Annotated in this window: 18 protein-coding genes; 5 read left to right on the forward strand and 13 right to left on the reverse strand. The window is 71.3% G+C overall.

The window, feature by feature from the left end; genetic code table 11:
* On the reverse strand, positions 1-2,397 hold a 2,397-nt coding region (locus tag ACNFOC_RS06615), incomplete at its 3' end, for an ATP-binding cassette domain-containing protein (RefSeq protein ID WP_416957580.1).
* 134 nt (positions 2,398-2,531) lie between these two features.
* On the opposite strand from ACNFOC_RS06615, the gene ACNFOC_RS06620 reads away from it, so the two are divergent.
* Both ACNFOC_RS06620 and ACNFOC_RS06625 read left to right on the forward strand, forming a co-directional pair.
* Entirely contained in the window at positions 2,532-5,003 is a 2,472-nt protein-coding gene (locus ACNFOC_RS06620; protein WP_416957582.1) for an ATP-dependent Clp protease ATP-binding subunit, read from the forward strand.
* 34 nt (positions 5,004-5,037) lie between these two features.
* On the forward strand, positions 5,038-6,060 hold the full coding sequence (locus ACNFOC_RS06625; RefSeq protein WP_416957584.1) for an alcohol dehydrogenase: 1,023 nt from the start codon (positions 5,038-5,040) through the stop codon (positions 6,058-6,060).
* Here the strand turns inward: ACNFOC_RS06625 and ACNFOC_RS06630 are convergent.
* From ACNFOC_RS06630 to ACNFOC_RS06640, 3 genes are all read right to left on the reverse strand, one after another.
* A complete protein-coding gene (locus ACNFOC_RS06630; protein WP_416957586.1) occupies positions 6,050-7,045 on the reverse strand; it encodes an LLM class flavin-dependent oxidoreductase in 996 nt (331 codons plus the stop codon). The two genes, ACNFOC_RS06625 and ACNFOC_RS06630, sit on opposite strands and share 11 nt — an antisense overlap.
* A gap of 48 nt (positions 7,046-7,093) precedes the next feature.
* Entirely contained in the window at positions 7,094-7,264 is a 171-nt protein-coding gene (gene rpmF / locus ACNFOC_RS06635) for a 50S ribosomal protein L32 (RefSeq protein ID WP_416957588.1), read from the reverse strand.
* Positions 7,265-7,352: 88 nt separating this feature from the next.
* Entirely contained in the window at positions 7,353-7,775 is a 423-nt protein-coding gene (locus ACNFOC_RS06640; protein WP_416957589.1) for a (2Fe-2S) ferredoxin domain-containing protein, read from the reverse strand.
* A 72-nt stretch (positions 7,776-7,847) separates the two neighbouring features.
* Here ACNFOC_RS06640 and ACNFOC_RS06645 point away from each other — a divergent pair, with 72 nt between their 5' ends.
* Positions 7,848-8,339, forward strand: coding sequence for a phosphatase domain-containing protein (locus tag ACNFOC_RS06645; protein WP_416957591.1), 492 nt, complete (start codon positions 7,848-7,850; stop codon positions 8,337-8,339).
* A 21-nt stretch (positions 8,340-8,360) separates the two neighbouring features.
* Here the strand turns inward: ACNFOC_RS06645 and ACNFOC_RS06650 are convergent, their stop codons facing one another.
* The 5 genes from ACNFOC_RS06650 to egtA form a co-directional block, all read right to left on the reverse strand.
* On the reverse strand, positions 8,361-8,576 hold the full coding sequence (locus tag ACNFOC_RS06650) for a dodecin (protein WP_033279016.1): 216 nt from the start codon (positions 8,574-8,576) through the stop codon (positions 8,361-8,363).
* Between the two features lie 93 nt (positions 8,577-8,669).
* Positions 8,670-9,632: an L-histidine N(alpha)-methyltransferase gene (gene egtD, locus ACNFOC_RS06655; protein ID WP_416957593.1), complete on the reverse strand. Its 963-nt coding sequence runs from the start codon at positions 9,630-9,632 to the stop codon at positions 8,670-8,672.
* Entirely contained in the window at positions 9,629-10,408 is a 780-nt protein-coding gene (egtC, locus tag ACNFOC_RS06660) for an ergothioneine biosynthesis protein EgtC (protein WP_416957595.1), read from the reverse strand. Before egtC ends, egtD begins: the two co-directional genes overlap by 4 nt.
* A complete protein-coding gene (gene egtB, locus ACNFOC_RS06665) occupies positions 10,408-11,760 on the reverse strand; it encodes an ergothioneine biosynthesis protein EgtB (RefSeq protein ID WP_416957597.1) in 1,353 nt (450 codons plus the stop codon). Before egtB ends, egtC begins: the two co-directional genes overlap by 1 nt.
* Positions 11,757-13,067 (reverse strand): ergothioneine biosynthesis glutamate--cysteine ligase EgtA, encoded by a 1,311-nt coding sequence (egtA, locus tag ACNFOC_RS06670; RefSeq protein WP_416957599.1) that lies wholly within the window; start codon positions 13,065-13,067, stop codon positions 11,757-11,759. The genes egtB and egtA overlap by 4 nt, the downstream gene beginning before the upstream one ends.
* Before the next feature lie 280 nt (positions 13,068-13,347).
* On the opposite strand from egtA, the gene ACNFOC_RS06675 reads away from it, so the two are divergent.
* Complete coding sequence (locus ACNFOC_RS06675; RefSeq protein ID WP_416957601.1) at positions 13,348-14,172, forward strand: TIGR02452 family protein; 825 nt, start codon at positions 13,348-13,350, stop codon at positions 14,170-14,172.
* Positions 14,173-14,199: 27 nt separating this feature from the next.
* Here the strand turns inward: ACNFOC_RS06675 and ACNFOC_RS06680 are convergent, their stop codons facing one another.
* From ACNFOC_RS06680 to ACNFOC_RS06695, 4 genes are all read right to left on the reverse strand, one after another.
* Positions 14,200-14,646, reverse strand: a complete 447-nt coding sequence (locus tag ACNFOC_RS06680) for a type II toxin-antitoxin system PemK/MazF family toxin (protein ID WP_416957603.1) — start codon at positions 14,644-14,646, stop codon at positions 14,200-14,202.
* A gap of 55 nt (positions 14,647-14,701) precedes the next feature.
* Positions 14,702-16,123 (reverse strand): flotillin family protein, encoded by a 1,422-nt coding sequence (locus ACNFOC_RS06685; protein ID WP_416957605.1) that lies wholly within the window; start codon positions 16,121-16,123, stop codon positions 14,702-14,704.
* A gap of 144 nt (positions 16,124-16,267) precedes the next feature.
* Complete coding sequence (locus ACNFOC_RS06690) at positions 16,268-16,486, reverse strand: NfeD C-terminal domain-containing protein (protein ID WP_416957607.1); 219 nt, start codon at positions 16,484-16,486, stop codon at positions 16,268-16,270.
* Positions 16,487-16,512: 26 nt separating this feature from the next.
* Positions 16,513-17,934, reverse strand: coding sequence for an amidase (locus ACNFOC_RS06695; protein ID WP_416957609.1), 1,422 nt, complete (start codon positions 17,932-17,934; stop codon positions 16,513-16,515).
* A gap of 236 nt (positions 17,935-18,170) precedes the next feature.
* On the opposite strand from ACNFOC_RS06695, the gene ACNFOC_RS06700 reads away from it, so the two are divergent.
* Positions 18,171-19,559, forward strand: a complete 1,389-nt coding sequence (locus ACNFOC_RS06700) for a glycoside hydrolase family 43 protein (protein ID WP_416957611.1) — start codon at positions 18,171-18,173, stop codon at positions 19,557-19,559.
* Positions 19,560-19,574 lie beyond the last annotated feature (15 nt).

A 19,574-nucleotide genomic window follows, 5' to 3' on the forward strand; every position in this document is an offset into this window, starting at 1 on the left:
GGCGTTGACGGCCATGTATCCGAGAAGTCCCGAGGCCTGTGATGCAAGCCGGAAGAGTTCCGTCCTCGTACGGGGCGGTTGGTGGCCGGCGAGGATGCCGTGCAGCGTCTCGCGGATGATCCTGGCTCCTCCGCCCGGCCCCAAGTCGATCACCCAGTCCGCGCCCGCCACCACCGCCATGTCGTGTTCGACCACCACTACGGTGTGGCCGGCGTCGACCAGGCCGTGGAGTTGGCGGAGGAGGACCTCGACGTCGGCCGGGTGGAGGCCGGTCGTCGGTTCGTCGAGGAGGTAGAGGGTGTGGCTGCGGCGGCCGCGCTGCAACTCGGTGGCCAGTTTGATGCGTTGGGCCTCGCCGCCGGACAGCTCGGTGGCGGGTTGGCCCAGGTGCAGGTAGCCCAGGCCTACGTCCAGCAGTGCGGTCAGGCTGCGGGTCACGGCCGGAGTGTCCGTGTCCGCGAAGAACTCCGCCGCGCTCTCCACCGTCAGGTCGAGGACCTGCGCGATGTTCCGTCCCCGGTACGTCACTTGGAGCGTCTCGGGGTTGTAGCGGGCCCCGCCGCAGTCCGGGCACGGCGCGTAGGTACTGGGGAGGAAGAGCAGTTCCACGCTGACGAAGCCCTCGCCCTGGCAGGTCTCGCAGCGGCCTCCCCCAGAGGGGGGACCCCCCGCCACGTTGAAGGAGAACCGGCCCACGCCGTAACCCCGTTGGCGTGCCTCGTCCGTTGCCGCGAAGACCTTGCGCACCACGTCGAAGAGCCCGGTGTACGTCGCCAGGTTCGAGCGTGGGGTGCGGCCGATCGGCTTCTGGTCCACCGACACCAGGCGTCCCACGCCCGGCAGTTCCTCCGTGATCTCGCCGATCAGCGTGGACTTGCCTGAGCCGGAGACACCGGTGACCGCTGTGAACACGCCCAGGGGGAACTCCGCCGTCACGTCCCGCAGGTTGTGCCGCGTCACCGGGCCCACCTTCAACTCGCCCCGCGGTGAACGGACTTCGCGGGCCGGCGTGGGGGAGTGGTCGAAGAGGAAGCGTGCCGTCGCCGATTCCGTGACCGCCGCGAGCCCGGTCACCGGTCCGCTGTACAGCACCCGTCCACCGTGCTCGCCGGCCTGGGGGCCCACGTCCACCAGCCAGTCGGCGCCGCGCATCACGTCCAGGTGGTGCTCCACCACGAACACCGAGTTGCCCGCCGACTTGAGCCGGTCCAACACGGTGAGGAGGGCCTTCGTGTCCGCGGGGTGCAGTCCGGCGGACGGTTCGTCCAGGACGTAGACGACACCGAAGAGGCCGGACCTCAACTGGGTTGCCAGGCGCAGCCGTTGGAGTTCGCCCGCCGAGAGGGTGGGGGTCGCGCGGCCCAGGCTTAGGTAGCCGAGGCCCAGTTCGAGGATCGGGGCGATGCGGGAGTCCAGGTCCGCGGTCAGGACGCGGGCCGCCTCCGACGTTCCGGTGAGCGTGCCCGCCAGTTCCGCCAACGGCAGCGCTGCCAGGTCGGCGATCGTGCGGCCCGCGACGGTCACCGCCAGGGACTCGGCGCGCAACCTGCTGCCTCCACAGACCGGGCAGGGGGTGCTGATCAGGAAGCGTTCCGCCTTGGTGCGGAGGGTGGGGCTCTTCGTGTCCGAGAATGTCTTCATGACGTAGCGGCGGGCGCTCATGTACGTGCCCTGGTACGGGCGTTGGATGCGGTCCGCGTCCCGGACCGGGTGGACCGTCACCACCGGTTGCTCGTCCGTGAACAGGATCCACTCCCGCTGTTCGGCGGGGAGTTCGCGCCACGGCACGTCCACGTCGTAGCCGAGTGTGTCGAGGATGTCGCGCAGGTTCTTGCCCTGCCAGGCGCCCGGCCACGCGGCGATCGCGCCCTCGCGGATCGACAGGGAGGGGTCGGGGACGAGGGACGCCTCGGTTGTGCGGTGGACCCGACCCAGGCCGTGGCACTCCGGGCACGCGCCCGCCGCCGTGTTGGGGGAGAAGGCGTCGGAGTCGAGGTGTTCCGCGCCGGGCGGGTAGTCGCCGGCGCGGGAGAACAGCATCCGGAGGGAGTTCGACAGGTTGGTGACCGTGCCCACCGAGGAGCGGGAGGTGGGGGTCGAGCGGCGTTGCTGGAGGGAGACGGCCGGGGGGAGGCCGGTGATCTCGCCGACCTTCGGGGCTCCTACCTGGTGGATCAGTCTGCGGGCGTACGGCGCGACCGACTCGAAGTAGCGGCGCTGGGCCTCCGCGTAGATCGTGCCGAAGGCGAGGGACGACTTTCCGGAGCCGGAGACGCCTGTGAACACGGTCAACACGTCCCGTGGGATGTCGACGTCGACGCCCTGGAGGTTGTGCTCGCGGGCGCCGCGGACATGGACGTAGGAGTCGGGGACGTGGGGAGTGTGGGGGCTGCGCATGACCCCGCGAGTCTAGGCGACCACGCCCTGTGCCGCCCGGTGACCTGCGGGGGTGCGCGGGTGCCTGCGCTGTGCCAGGTTGGAAGACACGGATGCCAGTCGCCGCCCAGTCGCCGCACGGAAGGTCCGTGGTCATGAGCACTCCCGGATTCGGTTTCGGACGCAGCCCCTTCGAGGAATTCGACGAGCTGATGTCCCGGTATTTCGGCAGCTCGGGCCCGGCGGCGCCGGCGCGCCGGGCGCAGCGCGTCGACATCGGCGGCCTGCTCTCCGAACGGGCCCGTGAGCTGGTGGCCCAGGCCCGGGACATCGCCGCCGTCGAGGGCAGCGAGGAACTCGACGCCCGGCATCTGCTCGCCGCCGCCACCGAACAGGAGTCGACCCGGCGGCTGCTCGCCGAGGCGGGCGCGGACCCCGACCGGATCCGGGAGCGGCTGGCCGCCGGCGCGGACGGCGGCCCGAAGACCGAACCCGCCACGCTCACCCCGGCCGCCAAGCGGGCCCTGCTCGACGCCTATCGGATCTCCCGCGCCGAGGACTCCTCGTACATCGGCCCCGAACACCTGCTGCGGGCGCTCGCCGCCCACCCCGAGTCGGCCGCCGGACAGGCCCTCACGGGCAGCGGCTGGGAGAGCGGCCGGGTGCCCACCGGTGCCGAGCCCGAGCGCACGCGGCCCAGCAGCACACCCACCGTCGACGAGTACGGCCGTGACCTCACGGAGGACGCCCGGGCCGGGCGGCTCGACCCGGTGATCGGGCGGGACGACGAGGTCGAGCAGACCATCGAGGTGCTGTCCCGGCGCAGCAAGAACAACCCCGTCCTCATCGGCGACCCCGGCGTCGGCAAGACCGCCGTCGTCGAGGGCATCGCCCAGCGCATCGTCGCCGGTGACGTGCCGAAGACCCTGGCGGACAAGCGGCTCGTCACGCTGGATCTGGCCGGGATGGTCGCCGGCACCAAGTACCGGGGCGAGTTCGAGGAGCGGTTGAAGAACCTCCTCGACGAGGTGAGCGAGCACGGCGACGAACTGGTGCTGTTCCTCGACGAGTTGCACACCGTCGTCGGCGCGGGCGGCGGCGGGGACGGTGCTCTCGACGCCGGGAACATGCTCAAACCCGCCCTGGCTCGTGGGCAGTTGCACCTCATCGGTGCCACCACCGTCGACGAGTACCGCAAGTACATCGAGAAGGACTCCGCGCTGGAGCGCCGCTTCGCGCCCATCCTGGTCGGCGAACCGACCGTCGACGACACCATCGAGATCCTGCGCGGCCTGCGCGACCGCTACGAGGCCCACCACCAGGTCCGTATCACCGACGAGGCCGTCGTCGCGGCCGCCGAACTCTCCGACCGCTACATCACCGCTCGCTTCCTGCCCGACAAGGCCATCGACCTGATGGACCAGGCGGCGGCACGGGTCCGGCTGCGCGCCAGGACCCCGCTCTCCGACACGCGCGAGGCCGAGGACCGGCTCGCCGCCCTCAACCGGGAGAAGGACCAGGCCGTCGCCGACGAGGAGTACGAGCGGGCCAAGGAACTCCGCGACCGGATCAAGGACACCGAGGCCGAACTGACAGCGGGTGGCTCCGCCGAGGAGCAGGTGCCCAAGGTCACCGCCGAGGACATCGCCGAGGTCGTCTCCCGCACCACCGGCATCCCCGTCGCCCAGCTCACCGAGGAGGAACGCGCCCGGCTGATGAAGCTGGAGGAGCACCTCCACGAGCGGGTCGTCGGCCAGGACGAGGCCATCACCGCTGTCTCCCGGGCCGTACGCCGCGCCCGCGCCGGCATGAGCGACCCGAACCGGCCCATCGGCAGTTTCCTCTTCCTCGGCCCCACCGGCGTCGGCAAGACGGAACTGGCCCGCGCGCTCGCCGCCGCCCTCTTCGGCGACGAGAGCCGCATGATCCGCCTCGACATGAGCGAGTTCCAGGAGCGGCACACCGTCTCCCGTCTGGTCGGCGCGCCTCCCGGATACGTCGGTCACGACGAGGCCGGCCAGCTCACCGAGGCCGTCCGCAGGCAGCCTTACGCCGTGCTGCTGCTCGACGAGGTGGAGAAGGCGCACCCCGACGTCTTCAACACCCTGCTGCAACTCCTCGACGACGGACGGCTCACCGACTCGCAGGGCCGCACGGTCGACTTCAAGAACACCGTCGTGATCATGACGTCGAACATCGGCGCCGACCGCATCCTCGCGGCGGGCGTCGACGACTACGCCAAGGTCCGCGAGACGGTGATGCCGGTCCTGAACCAGCACTTCCGCCCCGAGTTCCTCAACCGCATCGACGAGATCATCGTCTTCCGCGGTCTGGAACGCGCCCAACTCCGGGACATCGTCGACCTGTTGCTGGAACACACCCGGCGCAGGCTGCACGCCCAGGACGTCACCCTGGAGGTCAGCGACGCGGCGGCCGACTTGCTCGCGAACCTCGGCTATCAACCCGACTTCGGCGCCCGTCCGTTGCGCCGCACCATCCAGCGCGAGGTCGACGACCGGCTCGCCGACATGCTGCTCACCGGTGAACTCGACGCGGGCGACCAGGCGTTGGTCGACGCGAGCGACGGCACGATCGAGATCAAGGCACGCCAGGCGGCCGCGCACTAGCCGGTCCGCATTCGCACCCCTCTGGGAGACAGGTATGAGCAGATATCGAGTCGCGCAAGTGGGCGCGGCCGGCGGCGAGTTCACGATCGTCGAGCGGGCCGTGCCGCAGCCCGGTCCCGGTCATGTGCGGATCGCCGTGGAAGCCTGCGGGATCTGCCACAGCGACACCTTCTTCGTGAACGCCGGAGTGCCGGGCGTGCAGTTCCCGCTGGTCACCGGGCACGAGATCGCCGGGCACATCGACGCGCTCGGCGAGGGATCCTCGGACAGCGGCTGGCGGATCGGCGACCGGGTGGCCGTCGGCTGGTTCGGCGGCAGCTGCGGCCACTGCACCCCGTGCAGGCAGGGCGACTTCATCGTCTGCGAGAACCTGAAGGTACCCGGCTGGGCCTACGACGGAGGCTTCGCGGAGATGACCGTGGCGCCGGTCGACGCGCTCGCCCGGATCCCCGACGGCCTGTCGGCCAGTGCCGCCGCGCCCATGGGGTGCGCGGGCGTGACCACGTTCAACGGGCTGCGGCGCAGCTCCGCGAAGCCGGGCGACCTGGTCGCCGTGCTCGGACTCGGCGGCCTCGGCCACCTGGGCGTGCAGTACGCGGCCGCCATGGGATTCGAGACCGTGGCGATCGCGCGAGGTCCCGAAAAGGCCGACTTCGCCAAGCAGTTGGGCGCGCACCACTACGTCGACAGCACGGCGGACACCGATGTCGCGGACGCGCTGAAGGCACTCGGCGGCGCCAAGGTCGTCCTGGCCACGGCGGGCAACGCCGATGCCGCCACGGCGACCGTGGAGGGGCTGCGGCACCGCGGCGAGCTGGTCGTCATCGGGGCGGACACCGCGCCGTTGGGGATCAGCCCGCTCCAACTCCTCATGAGTGCCAAGGTCGTTCGGGGCCACCCGTCCGGCACCGCGCAGGATGTGCAGGACACGCTGGCCTTCAGCGCCCTGCACAACATCCGCCCGATGGTGGAGACCGTACCCCTGGACCAGGCGGGCGAGGCCTACGAGCGGATGCTGTCCGGGGCGGCACGCTTCCGGATGGTGCTCACGCCATGAGGGAGGCGAGCCGCCGGTAGGAGTCCAGCAGGGCTTCGCGGTCGTAGGTGCTGGTGGTGACGAGGACCTCGTCGGCCGCCGTCTCCTTCAGCACCGTCTCCAGCTCGTGGGCCACCTGTTCCCCGGTGCCCGCGAGCTGTCCGGTGAGCCCGGCCTCGTAGAAGCCGAACTCCTTGTCGGTCATGGGCAGTTGCTCCACGCGCTCGGCGGGCGGGAGCGGGGGGAACGTGCCGTGGGTGCGCGAGTACGCCATCGACCAGGCCTCCGGGACGAGGAGTCGTCGGGCCGCCTCGGGGGTGGCGGCCACGGCGATCGTGCCGGAGATGACGACGTACGGTTCCGGGGCCCACGGGGAGGGCCGGAAGCTGTCGCGGTAGTGGTCGATTCCGCGCCGCATCTTGTCGCGGTTGCGGAGGTCGCCGATGACCATCGGCAGGCCGGCCCGGGCCGCGATGTCGGCGCCCTCGCCCATCGCGAGCACGAAGGGCGGCACGCTCAGGCCCTCGGACGGTCGTGCGTGCGCGCCGGTGGGTGACGTGCCCCGGAACCAGTCGAGGAGTTCGTCGAGTTGTCCGGCGAAGTCGTCGGCGTCGTCCTTGTCGCGGCCCAGCGCCTTGCGCACGCCGTCGGTGAAGCCGACCGAGCGGCCGAGTCCCATGTCGATCCGGCCCGGGAACAGCGACTCCAGGACCCCGAACTGCTCGGCCACGACCAGGGGTTGGTGATTGGGCAGCATCACCCCGCCCGTCCCGACCCGGATGCTCCGGGTGGCCGAGGCGACGGCGGCGGCCAGCACGGTCGGCGCGGAACCGGCGACCCCGGGCACGCCGTGGTGCTCCGACACCCAGAACCGGTGATAGCCCAGCTCCTCGACCTCCCGCGCCAGCCGCACGGTGTCGCGCAGCGCCTCGGCGGGCGGGTGCCCCTCGCGGGTGCGGGACCGGTCGAGGACGGAGAAGGGGGTCGAGGCGATCACGGAGCTCACGTCAGGTTCAACGCCGGGGAGGCTACGGCATTCCCGCGGTCGCCCAGGTCAGTCCCCGGGGCGCAGCAGCCCGCGCTCGTACGCCTTCGCCAGCCGCTGCGGGACGAGGTGGCGTACGCCGTCGATCGTGACGGGTACGAGAGTGGGCGTCGTGGCCTTCCACTGGGCGCGGCGGTGGCGGGTGTTGCTGCGGGACATCTTCCGTTTGGGGACGGCCATGGGGATTCCTCCTCGGTGGGCTGGCGGGCACCGAGGACGCTATATGAAAATGGATCCCATTAGCAATTGGAGGTTCCGGGTGCGGCCCTCACCGCCGGGACCGGACGCGTGCGTCCCGGGGCGGGGCGATGAACTGAAGCTCCAGCGTGACGGGCGGCTCGGCGATCCCCGGCCCGCCCGCGGCCGCCCACTCCAGCACTTCCTCCGTGCAGTCGTCGTCCATCGCGAACCCGACCCAGGTCGGCCGCCCACCGGCCCGCCGCCCCGCGGCCGACGGCTGGACCACGATCACGTTGGCCTGGTCGCAGGGGCCCAGACAGTCCGTCGTACGGACGGCGAAACCGTGCTCGGCGGCGCCGGACCGCAGCCGTTCCAGCTGCCAGGCATGGTCCGTGCCCGGGTGTTTGTGCGGGTCGCCGCAGCAGCAGCCCCGGCAGACGACCAGGGTGCAGGGCCGGTCTCGGGCGGCGCCGATCAGGAACGTACGGGGAGCGGGAGTGGCGGCAGACATGCAAGAAGCATGAGGCCAGGCCTCCCGCGGGCCGTTGCCGGGGTGAAGGGTCCGGCTGTCTAGGGTGGGCGGGTGACTGCCGACAACAAGCGCCCGCTTGCCGTGTTCGACCTCGACAACACCCTCGCCGACACGGCGCACCGGCAGCGGTTCCTGGAGAACAAGCCGCGCGACTGGGACGGCTTCTTCGGCGCCGCGCCGCAGGACCCGCCGCTCGCGGAAGGCATCGCGCTCGCCCTTGAGTGCGCCGAGGAGTGCGAGGTCGTCTATCTGACCGGGCGGCCCGAACGCTGCCGGCGCGACACGCTCGCCTGGCTCGCCGCGCAGGGGCTGCCCGAGGGGCGGGTCCTCATGCGGCGCAACGACGACCGCAGGCCCGCCCGGCGCACCAAGCTGGAGATCCTCAAGCGGCTCGCACGCGACCGCGACATCCGGATCCTCGTGGACGATGACGAGCTGGTCTGCGACGACGCCGAACGGGCCGGGTTCAGGGTCGTACGGGCCCGCTGGACCGCCCCCTCCGCCGCGCTGGAGGCGGCACAGGAGGGGGAGGGCCGGACCTGAGAGCTGTGGCCGCTACGGCCGTCAGTCCTCGTCCTCGATGCGGAAGCCGACCTTCAGGCCGACCTGGAAGTGTTCGATCTGCCCGTTCTCGATCTGGCCCCTGACCTGGGTCACCTCGAACCAGTCCAGGCTGCGCAGGGTCTGCGCGGCGCGGGCGACGCCGTTGCGGATGGCCTGGTCGATGCCCTCGTGAGAGGTCCCGACGATCTCGGTGACCCGGTACGTGTGGTTGGACATGCGGGTACTCCTCTCGGCCGTGACGGGCGCGTCACGCGTCACTCCACCGTGCCCCACAGCGCGGCGGCGCGCGAGACGGCCCGTCACCCGTCGTCAGCGCACCACGCTCAGTGAGAGCGCGAAGCGTCCTTCCCGGTCGGTCCACCAGTGGGCCAACTCCAGCCCGGTCGCCGCCAGTTCGCCGCGCACGCCCTCCTTGCGGAACTTCGCCGAGATCTCGGTGCGGAGTTCCTCGCCGGCCGTGAAGTCGACGGCGAGATCGAGCGCCGGGATCTTCACGGTCTGGTCCGTGCGGGACCGCAGCCGCATCTCGATCCACTCGTTGTCGCTGTCCCAGAGGGCCACGTGGTCGAAGGCGTCGGCGTCGAAGTCGGCGCCCAGCTCGCGGTCGACGACGGTCAGGACGTTCTTGTTGAACGCGGCCGTCACCCCGGCCGCGTCGTCGTACGCCCTGACCAGGACCTCTTCGTCCTTGACCAGGTCCGTGCCGAGCAGCAGCGCGTCACCGGGGGAGAGGAGCGAGCGGAGGCCGGCGAAGAACGTGGCGCGCTCCGCCGGGAGCAGGTTGCCGATCGTGCCGCCGAGGAACGCCAGCAGGCGCGGGCCCGGTGTCTCCGGCAGGGTGAGGTCGCCGGTGAAGTCGGCGATCAGGGCGTGCACGTCGAGACCCGGCCGCTCCTCGATGAGGGCGTGCCCGGCCTGCGTGAGCGCGCTCTCGCTGACGTCGACGGGGACGTACACGGCCAGGCCGGTGAGCGCGTCGAGGAGGTGCCGCGTCTTGTCCGAGGAGCCGGAGCCCAGCTCGACGAGCGTGCGGGCGCCGGTCGCGGCGGCGATCTCGGCCGCGCGGTCGACGAGGATCTCCCGCTCGGCGCGCGTGGGGTAGTACTCGGGCAACTCGGTGATCTGCTCGAAGAGTTCGCTGCCGTGGGCGTCGTAGAACCACTTCGGTGGGAGTGTCTTCGGGGTGCTGGTGAGGCCTTGCAGGACGTCTGTGCGCAGGGCCGCGTCGGTGGCGTCCTCGGGGAGGGTGCGGGTGAGAAGGAACGGGCTCACGTGCGGGGCTCCTTCGACGGTGCGGGTGCCAGATCTTTGAGGGGGGTGAGGAGGACCTCGGTGCGGGTCGCGGTGAGCAGAGTGCGGTCGGGGGCCTCCTGCCAGTGCGGGTCGTCGTCGTAGGGCTCGGAGGCCACGACCGTGCGGCGGCCGGGCTCCGAGAGGTACCAGAGGGTGTCGCCCCAGGCGGTGGCGGCGATCGTCTCGCCGTTGGTGAGAAGGAGGTTGAGGCGGGAGCCGGGGGCCGCGTGAGCGACCTCCGTCACCGTGTCGGCCAGTGCCTGGCCCTCCTCGTCTCCGGCCCGCAGCCGGCTCAGGACCAGCGCCCAGATGAACGCCGAGTCGCAGCGGGCCTCCAGGGACAACAGGTCCACCGGCGGCAGGCGTTGGGCCAGGGCCGCCATCGTCCGCGGCCAGCCGGTGACCGCGCCGTTGTGGCTGAACAGCCAGGGTCCGGTGGCGAACGGCGCCGCCGCGGCCTCCCCGTCCGCACCCGCGAATGTCGCGTCCCGTACGGCGGCCAGCAGCGCCCCCGAGCGGACCACGCGGGCCAGGTCGGCGAAGGACTGGTCGCCCCAGATGGGCACGGCCCGCCGGTAGCGGCCCGGCACCGGATCGCCCTCGGCGTACCAACCGACCCCGAAACCATCGGCGTTGACCGTCCCGTGCCGCTGGCGCCGGGGCTCCCAGGACTGCCGGTAGAGGCTGTGCTCCGGGTCCACGAGGAGCCGGCCCAGCGGCTCCTCGGGTCCCAGGTACGCCAGATGACGGCACATCAGACGGCCCCCGAGCGGGCGGTGCGGAAGCCGGAGAAGATCTGCCGCCGGATCGGATAGTCCCAGTTGCGGAACGTACCCCGGCAGGCCACCTCGTCCACCGCGAACGAACCGCCCCGCAGCACCTTGTACTCCGGGCCGAAGAACACCTCCGAGTACTCCTTGTACGGGAACGCCTTGAAGCCGGGGTAGGGCAGGAAGTCGCTCGACGTCCATTCCCACACGTCACCTATCAACTGGCGTACGCCGAGCGGTGATTCGCCCGCCGGATAGCTGCCCGCGGGTGCCGGGCGCAGGTGGCGTTGGCCGAGGTTGGCGTGCTCGGGTGCCGGGTCGGCGTCGCCCCACGGGTAGCGCATCGAGCGGTCGGACGTCGGGTCGTGGCGGGCCGCCTTCTCCCACTCGGCCTCGGTGGGCAGCCGGCGCCCGGCCCAGCGGGCGTAGGCGTCCGCCTCGTACCAACAGACGTGCACCACCGGCTCGTTCAGCGGTACGGCCTCCGTGACGCCGAACCGGCGCCGCAGCCACTGGCCCGCCTCCCGACGCCAGAACTCCGGCGCCGTGAGGGAGCTGCGGCGGACGTGCGCCCAGCCCTCCTTCGTCCACCAGCGCGGGTCGTCGTAGCCGCCGTCCTCGATGAACGCCAGATACGCGCCGTTCGTCACCGGGGTCGTGTCGATGTAGAACGGGGCCACCTCCCGCCGGTGCGCGGGCCGTTCGTTGTCCAGCGCCCATGGCTCGGTGGAGGTGCCCATCGTGAACGGGCCGCCGGGGACCAGGACTTCGGCCGGACCGGTGAACAGCGGGACCGGTTCCGGGTCCGGGGCAGTCAACGCCTGTGGGCCCGTGCGGAGTTGATGGGTGATCAACATCGTTTCGTCGTGCTGCTGTTCGTGCTGGGCGACCATCCCGAAGGCGAAGCCCAGCTCGGTGAGCCGCGTCCCGCGGAAGGCGTGGCTCTCCAGTACGTCCGTCACCCGGCCGCGCACCTCGGCCGCGTACTGCCGGGCCTCCGCGGGCGGCAGCAGGGGCAGCGAGGGGCGTTCGGAACGCGGGTGCTCGAACGCGTCGTAGAGGCCGTCGATGTCGGGCCGCATCGCGTCCCGGCCGCCGACGGCCCGCAGCAGCCACAGCTCTTCCTGGTTGCCGATGTGCGCGAGGTCCCAGACCAGCGGGGACATCAACGGCGAGACCTGGGCGGTGAGTTCGGGCTCGTCCACGCAGCTCGTGAGGAGCGTGGTGCGGTCACGGGCCGTGGTCAGGGTGGTCAACGCCCGTTGCCTGAGCGCCTCGATATCGATGTCAGCAGTGGTGTCGGCGCCGGTGTCGGCGGCGATGTAGGCGTCGGTCATGTGCGGATGTCCTTCCCGTGCGGGCGGCTGTCCGTGCCGCGCACGCGGTCGAGCAGATCGTCGGCGGGGCAGCGGCCCCGGACGACATAGCGGTCGAAGTACGCGCGGACGGCGTCCGTGACCTCGGCGGTCGCGCCGAGGCGGGGCAGGGCCTCCAGGGCCGCCGCGAAACAGACGAGGGCGACCTCGTGCAGCTCCGGGTCGGACAGCCCGTAGCGGGCCGCGTCGATCCACAGCGGATTGTGCGGCGCGGGAAGCCCCTGGGACCTTTCGGCCAGCGGCTTCACGGCCCGGTAGGCGGTCTCGGCGGCCTCCGGGTCGTCGAACAGCGCCGTCGTGACGGCCAGCGGCACGATCCAGCCGTCGTCGCCGGGCTGCGCGTCGATCATGCGCAGTTCGAGATGGCCGCGCGGTCTGACCGGCGGGAACAGCGTCGAGACGTGGTAGTCGAGATCCTCACGGGTCGGCGGCCTGGGCGCCCCCGACCTGATCCACTCCCGGAACGTCAGCTCCTCCGGGACCTCCCACGGGCCGCTGTCCTGCCGTATGCACATCACCGGCGAGTCCAGGACGTGATCGGTCCAGGCGTCACGCGGCTGCGCGTCCAGGGTCGGACCGCCCGCTCGGCCGGGGCCGATCTCCATCCAGATCAGCTGCCGGGTGGAGCGCCAGCCGGTGGGGCTGCGGCCGACCAGCGGGGAGTTGGCGAACGCGGCCACCAGGACCGCGCCCAGCTGGTGCGCCAGCCACCAGCGCCGCCCGAGGCCGAGCGGGCCCGGCTCCTCGTAGCCGGCGTCCAGGCACACCTGCACGGACGCCGAGGAGCACATCATGCGGCGGCCCGCGCCGCCGGTGCGGTCGAGGCAGCGCTCCATGGCGTCGTAGCGCGGCTCGTGCAGGAACCGGCGCGGCGGGTGCCAGGGATCGTGGCCTACGCCGACCAGCCCCAGGTTGTCGCGGCGCAGGACGGCGCGGACGGTGTCGAGATCCTGGGAGACGGAACCGATGCACTCCATCAGGGAGGCGGCGGGCGACGAGCTGAGTTCCAGCTGGCCGCCGGGCTCGACGGTGAGCGCCGACCTCAGAGGCACGGTCCTCAACGCGGCGTAGGCCGCTTCGAGTCGTTCGGGTGTCACGGGGAGCTGCGGCATGCGCAGCTCGTGGACGAGCCATTCCACTTCGACCCCGAGCGTTCGGGGCGGACCGGTCTTGAAGCAGATGCCCCTGACCAGGGCTTCCACCTCGGGTTCGGTGACCGCGGTACGGGGCTCCGTACAGTCGCTACAGTCACTTGCCGTATCGGACATGTCGGGATCCTCCTGAGATTCCACCATGCCACCGGCCCGGTTTCGGTTGGGCCCGGGTCGGCACACTCGTACCACCCAAGACCCTCGTGCCGCGTCGCACAAGGGTGCGTATCGGCACGTTCGGGATCGGTAATCTCCGGTTCTCCGGCTGTTCGCGGAGCCCGGAAACTCCGTTGCACCGCACGACCAGCATCGCTCAGGATGCAGGTATGAGCACGACGGGGGAGAACGCGGGGGAGATCGCGGGGCGCGCGGTCATGGCGTACACGGGGGTTATGCCATGAGCGCGCGCCTGCGCGGCATCGCGCAGCAGACCGAGCAGATCGTGGCGGCCGGGGGGTACCGCGCGGCGGACGGGCGCGAGGTGTCCATCGCCGCGCAGACCGAGGCGGCCCGCGCAGGTACACGCCTGCACGGGCCGGAACCGGTGCGGACACCACCGTTCTCGCCCGCGGAGACGCTCTTCGAGGTCACCGGCGAGAGCAGCCTGGAGGCCGCGCGCCGGCTCACCGGCCCGGTCGCCGTCCTGAACTTCGCCTCGGCCCGCAACCCGGGCGGCGGTTTCCTCAAGGGCGCGCAGGCCCAGGAAGAGGCCCTGTGCCGCGCCTCCGCGCTGTACACGTGCCTGCTCGAAGCCCGCGGTTTCTACGACCATCACCGCGCCCACCGCGACCCGTTCTACACGGACCGGGTCATCCACTCACCGGCCGTCCCCGTCTTCCGCGACGACAAGGGCCGGCTCCTGGACGAGCCGTACACCGCCGGATTCCTGACCGCCGCCGCGCCGAACGCCGGTGTCGTGCTGCGCACGGCACCGGAGCGCGCGGCCGAACTGCCGCACGCCATCGCCGTACGGGCGGAGCGGGTGCTGGAGACGGCCGTGGCGCACGGCTACCGGCGGCTGGTCCTGGGCGCCTGGGGCTGCGGGGTGTTCCAGAACGACCCGGCGCAGGTCGCGGGGGCCTTCCGCACGCTGCTAGGGCCGGGCGGACGGTTCGCCGCAGCCTTCGAGCAGGTGGTGTTCGGTGTCCTGGACCGCACGCCGGGTGCCACGGTCCTGGACGCCTTCGTACGGGCGTTTCCGGAGCGTCAGCTCCAGAGCTAGCCCCTCAGGTCGAGCAGCGCCGGCCGCTCAGGTCCAGCCGTAGCGTTCGTGCAGCCGGTGCCGGACGAGGTTGAAGCGCATCTGGTCGATCGCGCACGCCTCCCGGCGCATGCCGTCCTCGTGCAGGCGCAGGACGCGGTCCACGTCGACCCACGAGTCGCGCCCGGACTTGTCCCACGGGCCGCTGCCGATCGCCACCCACTCGCGGTCGCCGTCGTGGCGCTTGCTGGACAGCTGGACGGCGAGCAGGGTCCCGCCGTGCTCACGGGCCACGACGAGTACCGGGCGGTCCTTGCCCCGGCCGTCGTTCTCCTCAAAGGGCACCCAGGTCCAGACGATCTCACCGGGGTCCGGATCGCCGTCGTGCGCGGGGGAGTACTCGGTACGGACCTTGCCGACCTCACGGGCGTCGGCCTCGGTCGTGGCGGTGGGGCCGAAGCGGCCCGGGACGTTCTCATCGGTAAAGGCGGTCACGGGGGGCACCCTAAACGGTGTCCCCCGTGAGCCGTACGTCAGCCTCCCTGTGCGGTCACTTCTCGTCCGTCTCCACCGGCACCTTCTGTGACGGCGGTGGCACACTTCCGTTGAGGGCCGAAGTCCCGTTCGGGGCCTGGCCGTTCTCGTTCATCGAGGAGAGCAGCTGGCGGGCCAGACCGAGACCCGCGCCGCCCATCGTGAGCGCCTTGGCCAGCATCTCCGCCATGCCGTCGGCGCCGTTGAGGACCACCATGTTGTCGACGCTGCCGAACGCGGACGCGCCGGCCTTGACGATCTCCGGCCAGTTCTCGGCGAGTTGCTGCGCGACCACGGCCTCCTGGTTCTCGGCGAGCGCCGCGGCCCTCGCCTTGATGGCCTCCGCCTCCGCGAGCCCCTTGGCCCTGGTCGCCTCGGCCGCCGCGAGACCCTTCGCCTGTACGGCGGCGGCCTCGGCCTCACCGGTCGCCCTGACCCGGGTCGCCTCGGCGGCGGCCGCCAACTCGGTCTCCCTGGCCCTGGCCTGCGCTCCGGAGATCAGAGCGTCGCGCTCGCCCTCCGCGAGGGTGCGCTTCTCGTAGGCCTGCGCGTCCGCCGGCTTGCGGACGTCCACCTGGAGTTGCTGTTCCCGCCGCTGCGCCTCCAGTTCGGCGACCCGGGTCTCCTGGACCACGACCTCCTGCCGGGCCGCCGCGTCCGCGAGCGGACCGGCCTGCTGCGCCTCCGCCGCCGCCTTGTCCCGCTCGGCCTGGTAGCCGGCCTGGAGGATCTCGCTGTCCCGGGTGGCCTCCGCCATCCGCGCGAACGAGGCCTGCTCCGCCTCGGTGGCGTGCCGGTTCGCCTCCGCCTGCGCGATCCGCGCATCGCGCTGCACTGCCGCCGCGTGCGGCATCGCCAGGTTCTTGATGTACCCCGTCGGGTCCTCGATCTCGTGGATCTGCAGCGAGTCCACGATCAGGCCCAGCTTCTCCATCTCCGAGCCGCAGGCGGCCCGGGTCTGGCCCGTGAGCTTGTCCCGGTCGCGGATCATGTCCTCGACCGTCAACCCGCCCACAATGGACCGGACATGACCGGCGAAGACGTTGTGCACCCGCTCCGACATCAACTTCTGCTGGTCGAGGAAACGACGGCCCGCGTTGGCGATCGACACGAAGTCGTCGCCGACCTTGAAGATGACCACGCCCCGCACCTTGAGCGGAATGCCCTGGGTGGTCACGCAGTCCACATGCAGTTCGGTCTCGTTCAGGTCGAGGGAGAGCTTGCGCACCGCCTGCACGCCGGGCAGCACCAGCGTGCCGCGCCCCGTGACGATACGGAATCCCATGCCCGGCTCAAGGCCTTCGGTACGGTGTTTGGAGCCCGAGATGATGAGGGCCTCGTTCGGCTCCGCGACCCGCCACATCGACTTGAACAGACCGATCAGTACGAGAACGGCGGCAACCGCCAGTCCCGCTACGACGCCGACAACCATCGGCATTCGCCCCCTTGTGATGGTGCCCTTACGGCACCGAACGAAGGGAGTGTGCGCCTGCGCGACACCGGGGTACAGACGTTGACGGATCCTTGTTGCAAGGTTGACGCGATCAGCCTTGAAACGGCACTCACCTGCTGGTAAGCAAGCTCAACTGTCGTACGCCTCTGTTACGTAGACGGTGCGTGGAGGTAGGTATTCCACCACCATCACCACGGTCCCCTGTTCGATCCGGCCCGTGCCGGTGGCGGCGTACGCGAGGAAGTGCTCGGCGCCCCCGCGCACCCGGACGATCACCTCACCGACGAGCCCGGGCCCGACCGTTCCGGTGACCCGCCCCATCAGCCCGACCATCGGCGCATCGTCCATGGTCACAGAGTACGGGCCGAACAGGACTACGCCGCCGGGGAATCCGCGGCGACCGCCGCCGGCCACTTCTCGTGCCAGCGCAGGTCCGCCTCCACCTGCGCGGCGAGCGACAGCAACAGGGGCTCGCTGTTCGACGGGCCCAACAGCTGGGCGCCGACCGGGAGTCCGTCGCCCACGAAGCCCGCGGGGATGTTGACGCCGGGCCAGCCGAGGATATTCCACGGCCAGGCATAGGGACAGGCGGCGACCATCGCGCGGTCGGTGGCCAGGCCGTCGAGGTCGAGCATCGCGCCGACAGGGGGCGGGGGAGCGGCAGTTGTCGGCGCGAGGACCAGGTCGTACATCCCGAAGAACGCGCCGAACCGGTCGTGCAGGGTCGCCTCCGCGCGCCGCGCCGCCCGCAGCGGGGCCCCGCCGAGCAGGCGGCCGAGCCGGGCGGCCTCCAGAGTGCGGCGGTCGAGGAGTTCGGGATGCGGCGCCTCGCGGACCCGCTCGGCGAGGCCGACGGTGGCGCGGGGGAGGAAGGTCAACCCGATCTGCCCGTACGGCGGATCGTCCTCCACGACCGTGTGGCCCAACTGGGCCAGTTTCTCGGCGAGTTCGAGGACCCGAGCCCGTACGTCCGGTCGCAGCCGGGCGGGCAGCGCGGTGAACGGCGGTTTCAGGGAGAGGGCGATGCGCAGGCGGCCGGGGTCGCGGCCCACCGCCTCCGACAGGGTGAGCGCGGGCGGCTGGTGCGGGTCCCGTGCGTGGTTGCCGCTCGCCGCGTCCAGGAGCAGGGCCGCGTCGGCGACCGTACGGGCGAGGGTGCCGTTGACCGTGATGCCCTGGAACGACTCGCCGCGCGGCCAGGTCGAGATGCGGCCGCGCTGCGGCTTGACGCCGATGAGGTGGGTCCAGGACGCGGGAATGCGCACCGAACCGGCGCCGTCCGAACCGAGCGCGGCCGGGACCAGCCCCGCGGCGACCGCGGCCGCCGAACCACCCGACGAACCCCCGGGCGTATGACGGGAGTTCCACGGATTGCGGGTCTCCCCGAACGCGGGCCCCTCGGTGAACGGCCACTGCCCGAACTCGCAGGTGTTCGTCTTCCCGACGATGACGGCCCCGGCCGCCCGCAGCCGCCGTACCGCCTCCCCGTCCTCGGCCACCGGAGGGAACTCGCCCCGGCAGCCGAACGCGGTCGGTTCGCCCGCCACGTCGGTGTCGTCCTTGACGGCGACCGGCACCCCGAGCAGCGGCTTGCGCACCCCGGCGGCCAGTTCCTTGTCCGCGGCTTCGGCCTCGGCGAGCGCCGCTTCCCTTCGTACGACCCGAAAGGCGTTCAGGGAAGGCTGAGTTGCCTCGATCCGGGCCAGGGCCTCCTCGGTCAGTGCCCGTGCGGTCACCTCCCCGGCGGCCAGCGCACGGGCGGACTCGGCCAGGCCTGCGGAACGGTCGGGCGTCATGCGGCACCTCCGGAAGCGCTTGGTCTACCGAACGGTAACGTCCGGGCGCCCGGTGTGCCGCGGATGCGGCAACTTCCGCCCGGGCATGGGTGGTTCGGCCCTGACCACAGGCGTCCCACAGAGATCGTCCAGCATTGCGCAAACCATTGACGTGCCCCTGACCCACCCCTACCTTCTGACCGAATTCACGAACTGGGTTCGATATGACGAACACCGAGTCTCCGGGAGAGCCGCCCGTGACCACACGTCCCCCCACGCCGTCCCGCCGTACCCTGCTGCGCGCGCTGGCCGTCCTGCCCGCCTCGGCACTCGTCCTGGGTGAGGCGCCCGGACTGCTCGGCACGGCGCTGGCCGCCGCCCCGGCGAGCGGCTACGCCACCCGCTACACGATCGTCCCGTTCCTCAACAGCGACGACGGCACCGTCAACGTCTACCAGTCCGACGACGCCACCGACTTCCGTCTCGTCCAGGCCTCGGCCTACACCCCGCCGAGCAACCGCATCCGCGACGCGAGCGTGTTCAAGCACACCGACGGCTCCTACTACCTGACGTACACCACCCACACCTGGGAGGACGTCAGCACCACCATCGGCTTCGCGCGCAGCGCCGACCGGGTCAACTGGACGTTCCTGTACGACTACACGGTCCCGATCACCAACCTGTCGCGTGCCTGGGCGCCCGAGTGGTTCGTGGACAGCGACGGCAGTGTCAACGTCATCGTGTCCTGCTCGACCACCGACGACGAGTGGATCTTCACGCCGTACCGGCTGAAGGCGTCCAACTCCGCGCTGACGGCGTGGAGTTCACCGGTCGCCCTGTCCGGCATCGGCTCGAACCACATCGACACGTACATCGTGCGGATCGGCTCGACCTACCACGCGTTCACCAAGAACGAGACGGCGAAGTACATCGAGTACGGCACCGCGACCAGCCTCACCGGCCCCTACACGATCTCGAAGACCGGCGACTGGGCCGGCTGGGGCAGCTACCGCGAGGGCCCCTCGGTGGTGCGGCTCGACAACGGCGGCTGGCGGATCTTCTTCGACGGCTACGGCGACGGCACCTACTATTACAGCGACAGCTACGACACCTTCGCCACCTGGTCCGCGCCGACCGCGCTCACCACGCTCTCCGGTACGGCACGGCACTTCACGGTCATCAAGGAGACGGTGTCCGGCGGCCCGAGCCTCGCGACCGGTGTCACCCGCTCCTTCCAGTCCGCCAACTACACCACCCGCTACTGGCAGGAGGTGTCCTCCCTGCTCAACCTGCCGGTGGTGACCAGCTCCAGCACCACCGCGCTGAAGCAGGCGTCCACGTTCACCGTCGTCGCCGGCCTCGCCGACGCGACCGGCTTCTCCTTCCGGGACTCGGCCGGCAACTACCTGCGCCACTACGACTTCCGGGGCCGGTTCGACGCCAACGACGGCACCGCGACCTTCGCCGGGGACGCCACGTTCTACGCCCGCACGGGCGCCACCACCGGCGCGCTGCGCTTCGAGTCGTACAACTACCCCGGCCACTACCTGCGCCACTACAACTACCAACTGCGGGTGGACCCGACGGACGGTACGGCCCTCTTCCGGACGGACAGTTCGTTCGTGCCCGTGACGGCCTGGGCCTGAGCCGTGACTGGGGTT

The organism is Streptomyces colwelliae, assembly GCF_048158785.1.
GTDB lineage: Bacteria > Actinomycetota > Actinomycetes > Streptomycetales > Streptomycetaceae > Streptomyces.

What these genes read in the sequence shown, in the direction of transcription:
- ACNFOC_RS06620 (WP_416957582.1), top strand. Translation starts at nt 2,532, where the DNA reads ATGAGCACTCCCGGATTCGGTTTCGGACGCAGCCCCTTCGAGGAATTC.
- ACNFOC_RS06695 (WP_416957609.1), bottom strand. Translation starts at nt 17,934, where the DNA reads ATGACGCCCGACCGTTCCGCAGGCCTGGCCGAGTCCGCCCGTGCGCTG.
- egtB (WP_416957597.1), bottom strand. Translation starts at nt 11,760, where the DNA reads ATGACCGACGCCTACATCGCCGCCGACACCGGCGCCGACACCACTGCT.
- ACNFOC_RS06640 (WP_416957589.1), bottom strand. Translation starts at nt 7,775, where the DNA reads ATGTCTGCCGCCACTCCCGCTCCCCGTACGTTCCTGATCGGCGCCGCC.
- ACNFOC_RS06690 (WP_416957607.1), bottom strand. Translation starts at nt 16,486, where the DNA reads ATGGACGATGCGCCGATGGTCGGGCTGATGGGGCGGGTCACCGGAACG.
- ACNFOC_RS06625 (WP_416957584.1), top strand. Translation starts at nt 5,038, where the DNA reads ATGAGCAGATATCGAGTCGCGCAAGTGGGCGCGGCCGGCGGCGAGTTC.
- ACNFOC_RS06650 (WP_033279016.1), bottom strand. Translation starts at nt 8,576, where the DNA reads ATGTCCAACCACACGTACCGGGTCACCGAGATCGTCGGGACCTCTCAC.
- rpmF (WP_416957588.1), bottom strand. Translation starts at nt 7,264, where the DNA reads ATGGCCGTCCCCAAACGGAAGATGTCCCGCAGCAACACCCGCCACCGC.
- egtC (WP_416957595.1), bottom strand. Translation starts at nt 10,408, where the DNA reads ATGTGCCGTCATCTGGCGTACCTGGGACCCGAGGAGCCGCTGGGCCGG.
- ACNFOC_RS06685 (WP_416957605.1), bottom strand. Translation starts at nt 16,123, where the DNA reads ATGCCGATGGTTGTCGGCGTCGTAGCGGGACTGGCGGTTGCCGCCGTT.
- egtA (WP_416957599.1), bottom strand. Translation starts at nt 13,067, where the DNA reads ATGTCCGATACGGCAAGTGACTGTAGCGACTGTACGGAGCCCCGTACC.
- ACNFOC_RS06675 (WP_416957601.1), top strand. Translation starts at nt 13,348, where the DNA reads ATGAGCGCGCGCCTGCGCGGCATCGCGCAGCAGACCGAGCAGATCGTG.